Consider the following 16,091-nt stretch of genomic DNA (forward strand, 5'->3'; position numbering starts at 1 on the left):
GTAGTGTAATCGAAGCGTCGGACAAAAGGAAAAGGCCAGCAGATGCTGGCCTCAGGGACTTACAGGGATTCGTCGAGCCACTCATTAAAGGGGGCTTTCGGCATCGCGCCGTTCAGCACATCCACCATCTCGCCTTTTTTAAACACCATAATGGTCGGGATACTGCGAATGCGGAAACGGCTGCTCAGGGCGGGCTCGGCTTCGGTATTCACCTTCAGAAAGCGAACCTTGCCGCTACGCTCCTGCGCGACGTCTTTATAAACGGGCGCAAAGTTGACACAAGGGCCGCACCAGGGTGCCCAAAAATCCACGACGACAGGCAGGTCATCCTGCAGATAGCTGTCCAGCGTGGCGGCAGTGGCGTTGATCACGTCACCCGAAAACAGGCTTTCGCCACAACGACCACATTTGGCACCATCGGCAAGCCGTTCTTCGGGAACGCGATTGGTTGCCTGACAAGACGTGCATACCGTATTCATAAAAAACCTCTGATAATGATGTAGAGCGCTTTGCTCAATATTGTCCATTATGAAAGGGTGATAAGATCCGCTCAATGTGGATTGCTCTATAGGTTCAATAGTTGATAGCTAAGCGCAGTCACATCAGGTAATCTTCGCGCTCTCAATGCAGGAGGAAGAAATGAACGACGAATTTAAAGGCAAAAGTGGTAAGGTCAAAGTCATGTATGTGCGTGGCGAAGATGAGCAAAGCGCGCGTGCGCCCAATCCTCGTACAGGCAAAGGTGGCCGTCCTGCTGCTCGCCGTGAAGACACTCGTCGTTCATCCGGCCCACGTACTGAGCGCAGTGAAGAAGGCGGACGCAGTACAGGTCGTCGCAGCGACAGCGCGCCACGGCGCAATGACAGTGCACCTCGCCGCAACGATCGCAGCAGCGATAACCGCGACGCTTACGGCAGCAGTGATTCGCCCTGGCGCACCGTTTCCCGTGCACCGGTCGATGAGCCCAAATCGGATAACCCGGGCATCAGCGGTAAAGGTGTCGTGGACGTAGAGCAGATCCGCCGCCAGCGCCTGGAAGAAACCCGGGTTTATGGCGAAAACGCCTGTCAGGCGCTGTTCCAGAGCCGTCCCGAAAGCATCGTGCGTGCCTGGTTTGTGCAGAGCGTTACGCCGCGTTTTCGCGACGCGCTGCGCTGGCTGGCAGCGAACCGTAAAGCCTACCACGTGGTTGATGACGCTGAGATCACCAAAGCCTCCGGCACCGAACACCATGGCGGTGTGTGTTTCCTGATTAAAAAGCGCATGGGCATGGATGTGGCCGCGTGGCTGGAGAAGGCCGAAAGCAAAGACTGCGTGCTGGCCCTTGAAGATGTCAGTAACCCACATAACCTTGGCGCTATCATGCGTAGCTGTGCACATTTCGGTGTGAAAGGGCTGCTGGTGAATGATGCCTCGTTGCTGGAATCCGGCGCGGCAGTTCGTACCGCGGAAGGCGGGGCGGAACACGTTCAGGCCATCAGCGGCACAACCTTTACGCAAGGCCTCGACGCGTTCCGTAAAGCGGGTTACACCATCGTAACCACATCCAGCCATCAGGGTACGCCGCTGTCTGAAGCCGAGCTGCCTGCCAAAATGGTCCTGGTGTTAGGGCAGGAACGTGAAGGCTTGTCCGACAGCACGTTCCAGCAGGGCGATATGAGCCTGTCAATTGGCGGCACCGGTAATGTGGAAAGTCTGAATGTGTCGGTCGCGACCGGTGTGCTGTTAGCCGAATGGTGGCGTCAGAACGCATAATCTGTGCGAGCAAAACGATGGCGCGGCCAAGGCGCCATCATGCTCTATGCCGTTCGTTACCGCGCTTTACTCTCCCTCAGGCTTTGATCGCTGATAATGCGCATCCATCTCATCAAGTACCTGTTGATTCTCCAGTCCCCATTGATAAAGCTGTTCCACCGGTTCCGCAAAGGTTCTGCCCAGCGCCGTTAACTGATATTCCACTTTAGGCGGCACCACGTCATAAACATGGCGGGAAATTAGTCCGCGTTGCTCCAGCTCTTTTAGCGTCTGAAACAACATCTTTTTCGATATTCCCTGCAGGCTTCGCTGCAGTTCCCCCGTGCGTGCACGGCCACCAGGCCAGTGAAACAGCGCGTGCAGCACCATTGTGCTCCACTTCACCGAAAACAGATCCATCAGGCGGCGTGGTGGCGAATCCACATAAAAAACCAGTTTTCCGTCAACCCAGGCTGGCATAGTGTCCTTCCTTTCTATGGTCACCAAAGGGTGACTACTATCAATAATGAACCCATTTCAGTAGAGTTTGCCGCCTTCCGTTAAATAACGCCAGATACGATGAGAGGCACAATGAAAATCAATGCACTGATCGCCCACGATGCGACACAACCCCTGACGCCCGGCCAGATAGCGCTGCGTCCGCTTCAGCCCAGTGATGTCAGAATCGAAATTCTTTACTGTGGCGTTTGCCACTCCGATTTGCACATGGCCCGCAATGAGTGGGCGGTGAGCCACTATCCATTAGTACCCGGTCATGAAATTGTGGGCCGGGTTATTGAAACCGGCGGAAAGGCCAGCCGTTTTGCCCCCGGCGATCTTGTCGGTGTGGGCGTGATGGTGGATGCCTGCCGCACCTGTCGTTTTTGTCAGCAGCAGGAAGAGCAGTATTGCGAAGCCGGCTTCACCGCGACCTATAACGGCACAGATAAATATACCGGGGAGCGCACCCGGGGCGGTTATGCGGAACACGTTGTCGTCGATCAGGATTTTGTCGTATCGGTTCCTTCGCACTTGCCGCTGGCAGGCGTGGCCCCGCTATTGTGTGCGGGCGTCACTGTGTGGTCACCGCTCCGTCACTTTGATGTCAAAGCGGGCGACAAGGTTGGCGTCATTGGCCTGGGTGGCCTGGGGCACATGGCGGTAAAACTGGCGAGCGCACTGGGTGCGGACGTCACGCTGTTCACCACCTCTCCCGACAAAGCGGAAGATGCGCGCCGACTTGGTGCCCGTCATGTCGTGGTATCACGCCATGCAGCAGAGATGCAGGCCAGTCAGCAGTCGCTGGATCTGATCGTGGACTGCGTTGCCGCGCCTCACGATCTGGATCCCTATCTGGCCACGCTTAAAACCAATGGCCGTCTGGTGCTGGTGGGCATTCCCGACAGCCCGCACGCCTCACCGGATATCACGCCTATGGTATTCCGCCGTTTAAGCATCAGCGGCTCTTCTATTGGCAGCATCAAAGAAACGCAGGACATGCTGGACTTCTGCGGTGAGAACAATATTACGGCTGACATTGAATTGATTCGCGGAGAGCAGACAGAAGAGGCATTTGCGCGGATGCTGAAAGGGGAGGTGAAATACCGGTTCGTGATTGATATAAAAGCGACGCGTTGGTAAGGACGTTCTGGCGTACCGGGCAGGTACGCCAGAACCGGCGAAGACAGTGCGGCAGCCGCTAGTGCGCGCCGCCGCCTCCGCCGCCTGCGCCGAACGGTGGACGGGCAAACCAGATCAGGACCAGCAAGACGAGGAACACGCCCGCCGAGGCCCAGAAAATCTCATTGGCAGAGATAATCAGCCCCTGATTGGTGATCTGCTGGGCGATGTAGGCCGATGCCTGCTGATGCGACATGCCCATCCCTTCAAGCTGGCTGTACATCTGCTGCGCATTGATGTTGTACGGCGTCACCGATTCGGTGAGGTTGCTGTGGTGCATTGCCTCACGATCCGTCCACATTGTCGTGGTAATGGAAGTGCCAATCGAGCCCGCCAGCGTACGCACAAAGTTAGACAGGCTGGATGCCGCGGCCATGCGCTCCGGTGGCAGACCGGAAAGCGTGATTGTCGTCAATGGCATAAAGAAGCAGGCCACCGCGAAGCCCTGAATAAACTGAGGCCAGGCGGAGGCCGCAAAGTCCATCTCGGGCTCAAAGGTGTAAGCTCGCCAGTAAAAACAAATGGCATACATAATGAAGCTAAACGTTACCAGTTGCCGCATGTCTATCTTATGCGAGAAACGCCCAATAATCGGCGACAGGATAACCGGGATAATCCCCACCGGTGCCGACGCCAGCCCGGCCCAGGTTGCGGTATAGCCGTAGACCTCCTGCAGCAACTGCGGCAACAGGACAATCGAGCCAAAATAGAGCATGTAGGCCAGGCTAATCGACAAACAGCCTATGGTGAAATTACGCGATTTGAACAGCGACAGATCGACTATCGGATGCTCATCCGTCAACTCCCATATCAGCAACATCACGAGCGCCACCACGGCGACAATGGTCAGAACGATGATTTCCGTCGAACTAAACCAGTCCAGCTCTTTACCCCGATCCAGCATGACCTGCAGCGAACCGACTCCGACAATCAGCAGGACCAGGCCGACGGTATCGATCGGTCGAATCTGTGTCTGGGTTTCACGACCACGCAGGGTTTGCAGCGTCAGCATAATGACGACAACCCCGATAGGAACGTTGATAAAGAAGATCCAGCCCCAGTGGTAGTTATCGCTGATCCAGCCGCCGAGGATCGGTCCACATATCGGGGCCACGATCACCGTCATCGCCCAGAGCGACAGGGCGATACTGCGCTTGGCCGGGGGATAGTTGTTCAGCAACAGGCTTTGCGACAGCGGAATCAACGGACCGGCCACGATCCCCTGAATGACGCGGAAGAAAATCAGCATCTCCAGGCTTTCTGACATACCGCAGGCCCAGGAGGCCAGCGCAAACAGGATAGTGGACCAGGTAAAGAGTTTGACTTCACCGATGCGCCTGGCGAGCCAGCCGGTAATCGGAATCGAGATAGCATTGGCCACCCCGAATGAGGTGATGACCCAGGTTCCCTGGGAGTTGGACGCCCCCAGGTTACCGGCAATCGTCGGAATCGCAACGTTCGCAATGGTAGAGTCCAGAACCTGCATGAACGTCGCCAGCGATAACGCAATGGTCATTAAGACCAGCGGCATCCCTTTAAGCGGTGTTTGTGCCATTACAGCCTCCGGCTCATCATCCGGCGTTCGCGTGGACGATATCGGTGATCAGCGTATTAACCGGTGCCAGGCCAATGGCCAGCGCGTTAGTGCTGTAGGCTGCCTGCTGACGTACGCTGGTAGCCAGTACGCTACCGTCTTTATTGTCGGTATCAATTTTGACCAACGTTGACAGGCCAATACGCAGTGGGTGCTTCGCGACTTCGTCCTGGTTCAGCTCAATGCGCACTGGCAGGCGCTGAACGACTTTAATCCAGTTGCCCGTGGCGTTCTGTGCAGGTAACAGGGAAAACGCGCTGCCTGTGCCCATATCCAGCCCCACCACTTTGCCGTGATAGACCACATCGTCGCCGTAGATATCTGCCACAACGGTGGCCGGTTGACCAATACGCACGCCTGCCAGTTGGGTTTCTTTAAAGTTTGCATCCACCCACAAATCCGTCGCCGGGACGACAGCCATCAGCGGGGTACTGGTGCTGATTTGCGATCCGACCTGGACGCTACGACGCGAGACATAACCGTCCATCGGGCTGCGAATGTCGGTACGTTGCAGTGCCAGCCAGGCGTCGCGCAGCTGCGCGGCGCTCTGTTTTACGGCAGGCTGGTTTTCCAGTGAGGTGTTCAGGATCATCGCCTGGTTGGCGTTGTATTGCTGAATTGCCACATCCAGCTCTGCTTTCGCGGAGGCCACGGCATCGCGCGCATGTTGCAGTTCTTCACGGCCAATCAGGTTGGACGCACCCAACGGTTCGCGGCGTTTCAGATCGGCCTGCGCCTGATCCAACGCCGTCTGACGGAGTGCAATGGTGGCCTGATACTGTTTCGCATTAATCATCTGTTGGTGCACCTGACGAACGCTGGTAGCCAGCTCCGTCTGCGCTTTTTCAAAGGCCTGCTGTGCGTCAGTTTTATCCAGCGACACCAGCACATCCCCTTTTTTGACATAGTCCGTATCGTCAAACCAGACTTTGTTCACGCTGCCTGATACCTGGGCCATGATCTGCACCTGATTACCCGCAACATAGGCATCATCCGTTTCCTGAAAATGACGCAACACTAAAAACCAGTATACGCCCCACGCAATGCCGAGCAGTACGACCACCAGCGCCAGTAAAATCAGTGCGCCTTTGCGCTTTTTCTTTTTGTTGTTCACAGGCTGATGCGGGCTTTGCGCCTCTGATGCACTCATGTATTTCTCCACGTTTTCCACTATGTCGGCGAGGTCAAGTCCGTTTTCGCCTTCGCCCGAGCCAAAAAAGCCAGCGACTAAGCGCTGGCCGGATGAAAGAGGGTTAAAATAACGATTTCGTCAGGTGATTGTGTCGCAGATCTTGCTATTACCGTGATAACGAGGCAGACAGTTTGTCTTCTTCCATTTTATCCAGTCGGGTAAGCAACTTACGGGTGATGCTTTCGAGCTGCGACTTTTCGTCAGCGGTCAGAGCGGACCACAGATATTGCAGGCTCTGATGCTGCGGCGGCAGAACCTGCTGCAGGAAGGCATTACCTTTGTCGGTCAGATGCAGATGCAGACAGCGGCGATCCTGCGCACTTTCACGGCGCTCAATCCAGCCGCGTTTTTCCAGCTCATCAGCGATGCGCGTGGCGTTGGTACGTGATGAACCCAGCGCGGTGCTCAGTTCAGAAGGCTGAATGCTCTGATCTTCCTGCGCATCCAGGGTCAGCAATGCCATAAACAGGGTTTCATTGATGCCCTGTTCTTTCAGCATTTTATTACGATTATCCAGCAGCTTACCTTGCATATGCATGCAGAGTCGCGTCAGAAGAATCTCCTGAAAGGGGAAATCCGCATGACGATTGGCGCGGATGTTTAACATTTGCTCAATGGGAGTAAACGAACTTTCCATTAGAAAAAACCTCACTAATTTCAACTTTTATAGTAACCACGGCGACAGCATGACTGTTGAGTCACCGGACACAGAAGCGGTGTTCTCGGGCTGTTCCACTGTGGTGATTCAAGATCTGTCCTTGACCCCAGGGTGAAGGTGGTGCGCATCGATATCACAGGCGTTGGTCGTAGAGCGAAACGGTACGACATCAAATGATTTCGAAAGAAAAAATAACCGACGTGAATAACTTTGGGGCCAACCATAGCAAACTCACACTCGGCTGAACAGGCTAAATCACACTATTCTGGCTATTCGGTTGCTCTAAGCGGTGATTCCTCCACCAGACAAGTAAATTCAGTAACGTCAGTGTTGCACCGGCTGCGCAAACCCCATGCCAGCCGCCCAGATGATAGGCATTGGCAGACAGCAGCGAACCCAGCGCACCGCCGATAAAGTAGCTGGTCATATAGCCGGCATTCAGGCGGTTACGGGCATCAGGCTGACGCGCGTAAATCACGCTCTGATTGGTGATATGCACGCCCTGTACCGCCAGATCCAGCAGCAAAATGCCGATAATCAGAGCTGCAAGATGCTGTGTGCCCCAGGTGGTCACGCTCCATGACAGCAGCATAATCAGCAAGCCCATGCTGGTGGTCAGTTTCGCTTTACCTTTGTCCGCCAGCGCCCCGGCTTTTCTGGCCGCCAGTGCGCCAGCGGCACCCACCAGCCCCAGTAAGCCGATCTCCCCTTCCGAATAACCGTAGGGCGCGGAAGAGAGCAGAAAGGCCATTGAGGTCCACAGGATGCTGAAATTGGCAAACGTCAGGCAACCGGTAAAGGCCCGGGTGCGCAGAACAGCGTCGGCCGCATACAGCCTGAAAATGGAAACCAGCAGCTGCGGATAATTTAACGAGACCGAGGGGGTAATACGCGGCAGCGCGCGCCACAGCGCCAGCGCCATCAACAGCATTAAGACGCTGGCGACCCAGTAGACGGTTTGCCAGCCGCCCAACTGAGCCAGGCCGCCCGCCACGGTGCGCGCCAGCAAAATACCCAACAGCAAGCCACTCATAACGGTGCCGGTCACTTTGCCCCGTGTTTCCGGGCGGGCCAGGGTGGCCGCCAGCGGTACCAGAATTTGCGCCGCGACAGAAAAGAGCCCGGTGAGTACCGTTCCCAGTAACAACACAGGAAAGGAGGAGGAAAGGGCAATGATCACCATACCAAGCGCCGCCAGCACCATCATGGCAACAATCAGTCCACGCCGTTCCAGCATATCGCCAAGTGGGACCAGCAACAGCAGACCGCAGGCATAGCCGAGTTGCGCGCTGGTCACGATAAACCCGGCGAATGCGACGGATAAGTGAAAGTGAAGGGCGATAGTATGCAGCAGAGGCTGAATATAATAATTACTGGCGACGCACAGTCCCGTGGCAACGGACATCAGTCCCACCAGCGCGGAAGATAAACCAGGGTGAGACGTTGTCATAGGTCGTCAGTAGCAAAGATGAATAATAATGTGGCGTTAATAATAACCTAAAAAATAATTTGATAGCTATGTTTATGTGATAGTCGGGTAACAGTAAAGATCGACAGCCGTTTACGTCGGGTTTGTTGGTCGCGATCTCTCGGGTCGTGGCAGGCACAGACTTATCCCTCTGTCAGATTGGATCCGGGTACGGCGCCCCGTTTTGGCGTCGGAATAAACGGGTTTCTCAACGCCATGCCAAAGGCAGCGCGATGCTGAGAGCGGTCAGTGCGTGAGCAGTGATATCGGTCTGGTTAACCCTGGCAACGGCGGCCAAATCGTTACCGTCATTTATTGTGGCGCGATCGGCACCCATTCCGCGGACGGAGAGGGAAGGTTCAGCGCGCTGTGAAAATGCCGCGCGCCTGTCCCTTCGCTAAGGGGAAACGTGCCGTTGACAGCACGGCACACAACGTCTTAAAAATTCCAGTCTTCGTCTTCGGTTTCGACCGCTTTCCCCATCACGTAAGACGATCCTGAGCCCGAGAAGAAATCATGGTTCTCATCCGCATTGGGTGACAGTGCCGCCAGAATGGCCGGATTGACCTGCGTGAGCTCCGCCGGGAACAGAGCCTCGTAGCCCAGATTCATCAACGCTTTATTGGCGTTGTAATGCAGGAAGGTTTTCACCTCGTCTGCCCAGCCTGTTTCGCCGTACAGCGCTTCTGTATAGGCCACTTCATTTTCATACAGCGCCAGCAGCAGATCGATGGCGAACTGCTGTAAGGCTTCGCGGCGGCCCTCATCGACCTGCTCAAGCGCTTTCTGGTATTTATAGCCGATATAGTAGCCGTGTACCGCCTCATCGCGGATGATTAAACGAATCAGATCCGCCGTATTGGTCAGCTTGCCGCGGCTGGACCAGTACATCGGCAGCCAGAAGCCCGAATAAAACAGAAACGACTCCAGAAAGACGCTGGCGATTTTTTTCTTTAACGGATCGTCAGCGCGGTAATGGGTCAGGATAATCCCGGCTTTATTTTGCAGGGCCTGGTTCTCTTCACTCCACTGGTACGCCGCATCCACATCGCTGGTATTGCATAAGGTCGAAAAAATCGAGCTGTAGGATCGGGCATGCACCGCCTCCATAAAGCTGATATTCGACAGCACCGCCTCCTCATGCGGCGTCAGCGCGTCAGGCATTAACCCCGGTGCGCCCAGCACATTCTGAATGGTGTCCAGCAGCGTCAGGCCGGTAAAGACGCGAATGGTGAGCTGCTGTTGTGACTTGTCCAGCGTCTGCCAGGCCGGCAAATCATTGGACAGCGGGATTTTTTCCGGCAACCAGAAGTTGCTTGTCAGACGGTTCCAGACCTCAAGATCTTTCTCATCCTGAATCCGGTTCCAGTTAATCGCGTGAATATGTCGAAGTTGCATAACAGGTTTCTCACAGTGCACAGGAGACGCAGCCCTGCACTTCGGTGCCTTGCAGGGCCATCTGGCGCAGTCGAATGTAATAGAGCGTTTTGATGCCTTTCTTCCAGGCGTAAATCTGCGCTTTATTGATGTCGCGCGTAGTCACGTCGTCCCGGAAGAACAGGGTCAGTGACAGGCCCTGATCCACATGTCGGGTTGCCTCAGCGTAGGTATCAATAATGGCCTCCGGCCCAATCTGGTAGGCATCTTCATAGAACGCCAGATTGTCATTGGTCATGAAGGGGGCGGGATAGTATACGCGACCGGTTTTACCCTCTTTGCGGATCTCAATACGCGACACAATCGGATGAATACTGGAGGTGGCGTGATTGATGTAGGAGATCGACCCCGTGGGCGGGATAGCCTGCAGATTCTGATTGTATAAACCCGAGGTCATCACCGCTTCACGCAGCGCCAGCCAGTCTTCACGTCCGGGCAGCGCAATGCCCGCTTTGGCAAACAGGGCGGCAATGCGGGCGGTGCGCGGCTGCCAGTCAGCGTTCAGATACTTGTCAAAGTAAGCGCCGGTGGCATAGGTCGAGGACTCAAAACCCTCGAAGGTTTGCTGGCGTGCTTTTGCCAGCTGATTCGAGGCGCGCAGCGCATAATAGGTCACACAGTAAAAATAGAGATTAGTGAAATCCAGTGCTTCCGGGGAACCATAGACGATGCCTTCCCGCGCCAGATAGCCATGCAGGTTCATCTGGCCCAGGCCGATCGCATGGGAACGCCGGTTACCTTCTGCAACGGAAGGCACGGACGCAATATCACTCATCTCTGATACCGCCGTCAGGGCGCGGATTGCCGTATCCACCGTCTGTGCGAGATTGCCCGAGTCCATCGCATGCGCGATATTCAGGGAACCCAGATTACAGGAAATGTCTTTTCCCACGCGGCGGTAGCTCAGGTCTTCATTAAACTCGCTGGCGCTGTTCACCTGCAAAATCTCTGAACAGAGGTTGCTCATATTAATGCGACCGGCAACAGGGTTATCGCGGTTGACGCTGTCCTCATACATGATGTAGGGATAACCCGATTCAAACTGAATTTCCGCCAGCGTCTGGAAGAAATCGCGCGGCTGAATATAGGTTTTACGAATGCGGTCATCCGCCAGCATCTCGTGATATTTCTCACTAACGCTGATATCACCAAACGCCTGACCGTAGATCCGCTCCACATCGTAGGGCGAGAACAGCGCCATCGGCTGATTCTCTTTGGCAAGCTGGAAGGTGATGTCCGGGATCACCACGCCCAGCGACAGGGTTTTAATGCGGATTTTCTCGTCGGCGTTTTCGCGCTTGGTATCCAGAAAACGTAAAATGTCAGGATGGTGAGCACTGAGCCAGACTGCGCCCGCTCCCTGACGTGCGCCCAACTGGTTAGCATAGGAGAACGCATCTTCCAGCATTTTCATGACCGGAATGACGCCGGAAGACTGGTTTTCAATGCGCTTAATCGGCGCACCGGCTTCCCGCAGGTTCGACAACAGGAACGCCACGCCGCCGCCGCGTTTGGACAGCTGCAGGGCGGAATTCACCGCCCGGCCAATCGATTCCATATTGTCTTCAATACGCAACAGGAAGCAGGAAACCAGCTCGCCGCGCTGTTGCTTGCCGCAGTTAAGGAACGTCGGCGTGGCAGGCTGAAAACGGCCACTGAGGATTTCCGCCAGCACTGCGCGTGCCAGGCTTTCGTCGCCCCGTGCCAGCGTCAGTGCCACCATACAGGCACGCTGCGCAAAGGTTTCCAGATAACGCTTGCCGTCAAATGTCTTCAGCGTGTAGCTGGTGTAGTACTTCCACGCGCCTAAAAAGGTTTTGAACTCAAAACCCCATGCGTCGGCTTCATCGTGCAGGGCACACAGGAAGTCAAAATCGTACTGATTCAGCACGTCCGCTTCATAGTAGCCTTCTGCAACCAGATAGCGCAGGCGCTCGGCTACGCTGGCAAAGTGCAGCGTATTGGGTTGCACGTGCTGAATAAGGAACTGTCGCGCCGCCTGCTGATCCTTTTCAAACTGAATACGGCCATCGGCGTCGTACAGATTCAGCATGGCGTTCAGCGCATGGTAGTCCAGCGCAACGTTGTTCAGAGTGTCTGTTGTTGCCAAAATTGGGTTACTCCCGCTTTTACATTGGCGATATCGTCCGGCGTTCCCATCAGTTCAAACCGATACAGGTAGGGAACCTGACATTTCTTAGCAATGATGTCGCCCGCCAGGCAGTAGCCTTCACCGAAGTTACGGTTACCGGCCGCGATCACGCCGCGCAGACCGCGACGATTGGCTTCATCATTAAGAAACTGAATCACCTGTCTGGGCACGGCGCCGCGATGACTGCCACCGCCATAGCTCGGCACCACCAGAATATAAGGCTGGTGAATATGCAGCGGTTGCTTGCTCTCAATCGGTATGCGGTGCGCGGGCAGGCCCAGACGGGTAATAAACCGATGGGTGTTTTCCGACTGGCTGGAAAAATAGACCAGTGGGAACATGTGACTACCCGCCGATGGTCGTGGTTTGGGTTAAACGGGCTATCTTGTCAGGACGAAAGCCACTCCAGTGATCGTCATGGGTCATCACCACGGGCACCTGGCGATAGCCCAGCGCTTTCAGGCTGTCGATTGCGTCCGGCTGGGTATCCAGATTGATCAGTTGGTAATCGATGCCGTGGCGATCCAGTGCATTCTTCGTGGCATTACACTGGACACAGTGGTTTTTAGTGTAAATAATAATGCGCATGATTCGTATTCCTCTTTCATTGCGGTCCTGCTGCGAATAACGACGTGTATATTCCTGAATCAGGCTTCGTTCGTGCAAACATCTTGTGGGCTGACAATGAAATGAATACTAGATGTAGTATTTATGGCGGTCAATAGCACCATATGTAGGGTTAATCGCGATTATCGCGGCAAGTCAGGCCTGGCGCGCTCTGCCACCCGAAAAATAAATTTGTAAAGCTGATTGATTAAAAAACAGGCATAAAAAAGCCCCGCTCAGTGAGCGAGGCGGATGATAACGGGGTGGAACAGCGTTAGCGGCGTGAAACCAGTAGTGCGCCTAACACAATGCCGACGGCCGCGCCGATACCGACACCGTACCAGGGTTTGTCATGGACATACGCGTCAACCTGATAGCCGGCATCGCGGGCCACCTGCGTGACACGGTTACCGCCGCCGTTCAGTTTTGCCCGGGTTTGCTTAAGCAGGGCTTCAGCCTGACTGCGCGCAGAATTGACTTCGTCTTTGGCCTCGCTGCCGTAAGACTTCAGCAGGGCTTCAAGTGAATCTGCCAACTCATTAACATCCTGATTGATATCAATGTCATCGTTTTTTTGCGTTCGATTAAACATTTTTGGCTCCCTTGTCATTAACACGTAATACTCAGTGTAGACCACGTTTTGCTTAACGAGGCGCGGGACGACCCTTTAGGGAAAATTCCGAATGCCCGTACAGCCACGCTGATGTAAGGTTGCGTGGCTTTTGAAGAGGAGAGGATCAAGCATGTATTTACGACCAGATGAGGTAGCGCGCGTCCTGGAAAAAGTGGGCTTTGAAGTCGATGAAATTACCCCCCGTGCGTACGGCTATCGTCGTGGCGACAACTATGTTTACGTCAATCGCGAAGCGCGCATGGGGCGCACGGCGCTGGTCATCCACCCGACGTTAAAAGAAAAAAGTCAGCCTTTCGCCGAACCGGCCTCAGAAATGAAAACCTGTGATCACTACACACAGTTCCCTCTCTACCTGGCCGGTGATACGCAGGAACACTACGGTATTCCGCACGGTTTCAGTTCGCGAATGGCGCTGGAACGCTACCTGCAAAGCGTGTTTGGCTAACGCATTCCGCCCCGTTATCACGGGGCGCCGATCCCGGCCTTTCTGGCACCTTACCGCTTCGCCCGTTGCATTTCGGCGCGACGACGCGTATAAATCTGCTGCATATAGATGTTTAGACGTCCATACGGATGAGGTTTATGAGCGAGCAGAATACGTCTTCGCAGGGTCAGTTCAAGCGAACCATGAAAGTACGCCACCTGGTGATGTTATCGCTGGGCGGCGTGATCGGTACGGGCCTGTTTTTTAACACCGGCTACATCATTTCCACGACAGGGGCCGCCGGTACGCTGCTGGCTTATCTGATTGGCGCGCTGGTGGTCTGGCTGGTCATGGCCTGCCTGGGTGAGTTGTCCGTGGCGATGCCCGAAACCGGCGCATTCCACGTCTATGCGGCCCGCTATCTGAGTCCGGCAACCGGCTATACCGTGGCCTGGCTCTACTGGCTGACCTGGACCGTCGCGCTGGGGTCCAGCCTGACGGCGGCAGGGTTCTGTATGCAGTACTGGTTTCCGCATGTGCCGGTCTGGATCTGGTGCCTGGTCTTCTGTATTGCCATCTATCTGCTGAACGTGATTTCTACCCGCTTCTTTGCGGAAGGGGAATTCTGGTTTTCCATCATCAAGGTCATCACCATTGTCGCCTTTATCGTCCTGGGCGGTGCAGCCATGTTCGGGTTTATTCCCATGAAGGACGGTACGCCAGCACCCGGGCTGAGCAATCTTACCGCGCACGGCTGGTTGCCCAACGGTGTGTTGCCGATCATCATGACCATGGTGGCGGTGAACTTTGCCTTTTCCGGCACTGAGTTAATCGGTATTGCCGCCGGTGAAACCGAAAACCCGCAAAAAGTCGTGCCGCTGGCTATTCGTACCACCGTCGCTCGTCTCATCCTGTTCTTTGTCGGCACCGTCTTCGTGCTGGCGGCGCTGATCCCGATGGATCAGGCCGGTATCGTCAAAAGCCCGTTTGTGCTGGTGTTTGAGAAAATCGGTATTCCATGGGCGGCGGATATCATCAACTTTGTTATCCTCACGGCCATCCTGTCAGCGGCGAACTCGGGCCTGTATGCCTCGGGCCGGATGCTGTGGTCGCTGGCCAATGAAAACACCTTGCCGCGCGCCTTCGCCCGGGTAAATAAACGTGGCGTACCGCTGCTGGCTATCACCGTCAGCATGATTGGCGGGCTGCTGGCGCTGTTTTCCAGTGTGGTCGCGCCGGACACCGTATTTGTGGCGCTGTCTGCTATCTCTGGCTTTGCCGTCGTGGCGGTGTGGCTCAGCATCTGTGCATCGCACTATGTTTTCCGTCGCCGCCATGTGCAGCAGGGCAAAGCGCCAGCGGACCTGATTTACCGCGCGCCACTCTATCCGTTTACGCCGATTCTGGGCTTTTTACTCTGCCTGCTGGCCTGTGCCGGGCTGGCGTTTGATCCCTCACAGCGCATTGCCCTGTGGTGCGGAATTCCGTTTGTGCTGTTTTGCTATGGCGCTTACCATGTGACCCACAAAAAATCACAGGCTAAGGAGGCCAGAGATGTCGCGTAATCCTGTATCACACGCACTGCAGCAGACTGCTCCGTTGATTCTGGATGGGGCGCTGGCGACTGAGCTGGAAGCCCGGGGCTGCGATCTGACGGATGCGTTGTGGTCCGCGAAAGTGCTGATGGAAAATCCTGAGCTGATTTACCAGGTGCACTATGACTATTTTGCTGCTGGCGCGCGCTGCGCGATTACCGCCAGCTATCAGGCGACGCCACAAGGCTTTGCGGCACGCGGTTTGAACGAACAGCAGTCGCTGGCGCTGATCGCACAAAGCGTCGAACTGGCTCAACGTGCCCGCGCAGATTACCTGGCGACGCAGACAGACGACAGGATATTGCTGGTAGCAGGCTCGGTGGGCCCTTATGGCGCGTTTCTGGCGGACGGGTCGGAATATCGCGGCGACTATACGTTGCCCGAAGCCGAGATGATGGCGTTTCATCGCCCCCGGATAGCTGCCTTGCTGGCAGCGGGCGTGGATGTGCTGGCCTGTGAAACCCTGCCTTCGTTTGCCGAAGCGCAGACGCTGGTCAACCTGCTGCGCGAATTCCCTGACAGCTGTGCCTGGTTCTCCTTTACGCTGCGTGATGCGGAACACCTCAGCGATGGCACGTCGCTGCGTGACGTTGCGGCCTACCTGAATGCGCAGCCGCAGGTTATTGCCGTGGGGATCAACTGCATCGCGCTGGACAGTGTCACACCCGCTCTGCAGCAGCTTCAGCGCCTGACAGAGAAGCCCCTGGTGGTGTATCCCAATTCGGGTGAGCAGTACGATGCCAACAGCAAAAGCTGGCACTCCGCGCCCTCAGGTTGCACGCTGCATGACAAATTTGCCGAATGGCAGCAGGCCGGCGCCCGACTGATTGGCGGCTGCTGCCGCACCTCACCCCGTGACATCGCGGCGATTGCCCGCCATTGTCAACCGCAATAAAGCAGCAGAATCGGGCGATGAT

The 16,091-nt window shown here is 55.6% G+C and carries 16 protein-coding genes; 5 read left to right on the forward strand and 11 right to left on the reverse strand.

Annotated features, from left to right (window positions below):
* Positions 1-59 precede the first annotated feature (59 nt).
* The gene (trxC, locus tag GC087_RS06085) at positions 60-479 is read right to left on the reverse strand and encodes a thioredoxin TrxC (protein WP_039340125.1); all 420 of its coding nucleotides are present in this window, start codon (positions 477-479) and stop codon (positions 60-62) included.
* 160 nt (positions 480-639) lie between these two features.
* Between trxC and GC087_RS06090 the strand changes: the two genes are divergently transcribed.
* The gene (locus GC087_RS06090) at positions 640-1,755 is read left to right on the forward strand and encodes a tRNA/rRNA methyltransferase (protein ID WP_006120689.1); all 1,116 of its coding nucleotides are present in this window, start codon (positions 640-642) and stop codon (positions 1,753-1,755) included.
* Positions 1,756-1,821: 66 nt separating this feature from the next.
* Here GC087_RS06090 and GC087_RS06095 read toward each other — a convergent pair whose 3' ends face one another.
* Positions 1,822-2,214, reverse strand: coding sequence for a winged helix-turn-helix transcriptional regulator (locus GC087_RS06095; RefSeq protein WP_006120688.1), 393 nt, complete (start codon positions 2,212-2,214; stop codon positions 1,822-1,824).
* A gap of 111 nt (positions 2,215-2,325) precedes the next feature.
* Here GC087_RS06095 and GC087_RS06100 point away from each other — a divergent pair, with 111 nt between their 5' ends.
* Positions 2,326-3,375: an NAD(P)-dependent alcohol dehydrogenase gene (locus GC087_RS06100; protein WP_039340121.1), complete on the forward strand. Its 1,050-nt coding sequence runs from the start codon at positions 2,326-2,328 to the stop codon at positions 3,373-3,375.
* A 58-nt stretch (positions 3,376-3,433) separates the two neighbouring features.
* On the opposite strand, the gene emrB is transcribed toward GC087_RS06100, so the two are convergent.
* The 9 genes from emrB to GC087_RS06145 all read right to left on the reverse strand — a co-directional run bounded on the left by emrB (position 3,434) and on the right by GC087_RS06145 (position 13,113).
* Positions 3,434-4,969 (reverse strand): multidrug efflux MFS transporter permease subunit EmrB, encoded by a 1,536-nt coding sequence (emrB, locus tag GC087_RS06105; RefSeq protein ID WP_039340119.1) that lies wholly within the window; start codon positions 4,967-4,969, stop codon positions 3,434-3,436.
* 16 nt (positions 4,970-4,985) lie between these two features.
* Positions 4,986-6,158 carry a multidrug efflux MFS transporter periplasmic adaptor subunit EmrA gene (emrA, locus tag GC087_RS06110; RefSeq protein WP_058702297.1) on the reverse strand — a complete coding sequence of 391 codons (1,173 nt, stop codon included), beginning with the start codon at positions 6,156-6,158 and terminating at the stop codon, positions 4,986-4,988.
* Between the two features lie 148 nt (positions 6,159-6,306).
* Entirely contained in the window at positions 6,307-6,837 is a 531-nt protein-coding gene (gene mprA, locus GC087_RS06115) for a transcriptional repressor MprA (RefSeq protein WP_033739447.1), read from the reverse strand.
* 271 nt (positions 6,838-7,108) lie between these two features.
* The gene (locus GC087_RS06120; RefSeq protein ID WP_324029962.1) at positions 7,109-8,308 is read right to left on the reverse strand and encodes an MFS transporter; all 1,200 of its coding nucleotides are present in this window, start codon (positions 8,306-8,308) and stop codon (positions 7,109-7,111) included.
* Positions 8,309-8,764: 456 nt separating this feature from the next.
* Positions 8,765-9,724, reverse strand: coding sequence for a class 1b ribonucleoside-diphosphate reductase subunit beta (gene nrdF / locus GC087_RS06125; protein WP_006120682.1), 960 nt, complete (start codon positions 9,722-9,724; stop codon positions 8,765-8,767).
* 10 nt (positions 9,725-9,734) lie between these two features.
* A complete protein-coding gene (gene nrdE / locus GC087_RS06130; RefSeq protein ID WP_416383430.1) occupies positions 9,735-11,873 on the reverse strand; it encodes a class 1b ribonucleoside-diphosphate reductase subunit alpha in 2,139 nt (712 codons plus the stop codon).
* Positions 11,852-12,256: a class Ib ribonucleoside-diphosphate reductase assembly flavoprotein NrdI gene (nrdI, locus tag GC087_RS06135; RefSeq protein ID WP_006120681.1), complete on the reverse strand. Its 405-nt coding sequence runs from the start codon at positions 12,254-12,256 to the stop codon at positions 11,852-11,854. The genes nrdE and nrdI overlap by 22 nt, the downstream gene beginning before the upstream one ends.
* A gap of 4 nt (positions 12,257-12,260) precedes the next feature.
* Positions 12,261-12,503 carry a redoxin NrdH gene (locus GC087_RS06140; RefSeq protein WP_006120680.1) on the reverse strand — a complete coding sequence of 81 codons (243 nt, stop codon included), beginning with the start codon at positions 12,501-12,503 and terminating at the stop codon, positions 12,261-12,263.
* 292 nt (positions 12,504-12,795) lie between these two features.
* Positions 12,796-13,113: a DUF883 family protein gene (locus GC087_RS06145; RefSeq protein WP_033739441.1), complete on the reverse strand. Its 318-nt coding sequence runs from the start codon at positions 13,111-13,113 to the stop codon at positions 12,796-12,798.
* A gap of 151 nt (positions 13,114-13,264) precedes the next feature.
* Here GC087_RS06145 and GC087_RS06150 point away from each other — a divergent pair, with 151 nt between their 5' ends.
* From GC087_RS06150 to mmuM, 3 genes are all read left to right on the forward strand, one after another.
* The gene (locus GC087_RS06150; RefSeq protein ID WP_006120678.1) at positions 13,265-13,600 is read left to right on the forward strand and encodes a DUF2002 family protein; all 336 of its coding nucleotides are present in this window, start codon (positions 13,265-13,267) and stop codon (positions 13,598-13,600) included.
* Between the two features lie 137 nt (positions 13,601-13,737).
* Positions 13,738-15,144, forward strand: coding sequence for an S-methylmethionine permease (mmuP, locus tag GC087_RS06155; RefSeq protein ID WP_006120677.1), 1,407 nt, complete (start codon positions 13,738-13,740; stop codon positions 15,142-15,144).
* On the forward strand, positions 15,134-16,069 hold the full coding sequence (gene mmuM / locus GC087_RS06160) for a homocysteine S-methyltransferase (protein ID WP_033739440.1): 936 nt from the start codon (positions 15,134-15,136) through the stop codon (positions 16,067-16,069). Before mmuP ends, mmuM begins: the two co-directional genes overlap by 11 nt.
* Positions 16,070-16,091 lie beyond the last annotated feature (22 nt).

The organism is Pantoea sp. JZ2 (genome assembly GCF_035191405.1).
Lineage (GTDB): Bacteria > Pseudomonadota > Gammaproteobacteria > Enterobacterales > Enterobacteriaceae > Pantoea > Pantoea stewartii.

What these genes read in the sequence shown, in the direction of transcription:
- emrB (WP_039340119.1), bottom strand. Translation starts at nt 4,969, where the DNA reads ATGGCACAAACACCGCTTAAAGGGATGCCGCTGGTCTTAATGACCATT.
- mmuM (WP_033739440.1), top strand. Translation starts at nt 15,134, where the DNA reads ATGTCGCGTAATCCTGTATCACACGCACTGCAGCAGACTGCTCCGTTG.
- emrA (WP_058702297.1), bottom strand. Translation starts at nt 6,158, where the DNA reads ATGAGTGCATCAGAGGCGCAAAGCCCGCATCAGCCTGTGAACAACAAA.
- GC087_RS06140 (WP_006120680.1), bottom strand. Translation starts at nt 12,503, where the DNA reads ATGCGCATTATTATTTACACTAAAAACCACTGTGTCCAGTGTAATGCC.
- nrdF (WP_006120682.1), bottom strand. Translation starts at nt 9,724, where the DNA reads ATGCAACTTCGACATATTCACGCGATTAACTGGAACCGGATTCAGGAT.
- mmuP (WP_006120677.1), top strand. Translation starts at nt 13,738, where the DNA reads ATGAGCGAGCAGAATACGTCTTCGCAGGGTCAGTTCAAGCGAACCATG.
- GC087_RS06120 (WP_324029962.1), bottom strand. Translation starts at nt 8,308, where the DNA reads ATGACAACGTCTCACCCTGGTTTATCTTCCGCGCTGGTGGGACTGATG.
- GC087_RS06100 (WP_039340121.1), top strand. Translation starts at nt 2,326, where the DNA reads ATGAAAATCAATGCACTGATCGCCCACGATGCGACACAACCCCTGACG.
- trxC (WP_039340125.1), bottom strand. Translation starts at nt 479, where the DNA reads ATGAATACGGTATGCACGTCTTGTCAGGCAACCAATCGCGTTCCCGAA.
- mprA (WP_033739447.1), bottom strand. Translation starts at nt 6,837, where the DNA reads ATGGAAAGTTCGTTTACTCCCATTGAGCAAATGTTAAACATCCGCGCC.
- nrdI (WP_006120681.1), bottom strand. Translation starts at nt 12,256, where the DNA reads ATGTTCCCACTGGTCTATTTTTCCAGCCAGTCGGAAAACACCCATCGG.
- GC087_RS06095 (WP_006120688.1), bottom strand. Translation starts at nt 2,214, where the DNA reads ATGCCAGCCTGGGTTGACGGAAAACTGGTTTTTTATGTGGATTCGCCA.
- GC087_RS06090 (WP_006120689.1), top strand. Translation starts at nt 640, where the DNA reads ATGAACGACGAATTTAAAGGCAAAAGTGGTAAGGTCAAAGTCATGTAT.
- GC087_RS06150 (WP_006120678.1), top strand. Translation starts at nt 13,265, where the DNA reads ATGTATTTACGACCAGATGAGGTAGCGCGCGTCCTGGAAAAAGTGGGC.
- GC087_RS06145 (WP_033739441.1), bottom strand. Translation starts at nt 13,113, where the DNA reads ATGTTTAATCGAACGCAAAAAAACGATGACATTGATATCAATCAGGAT.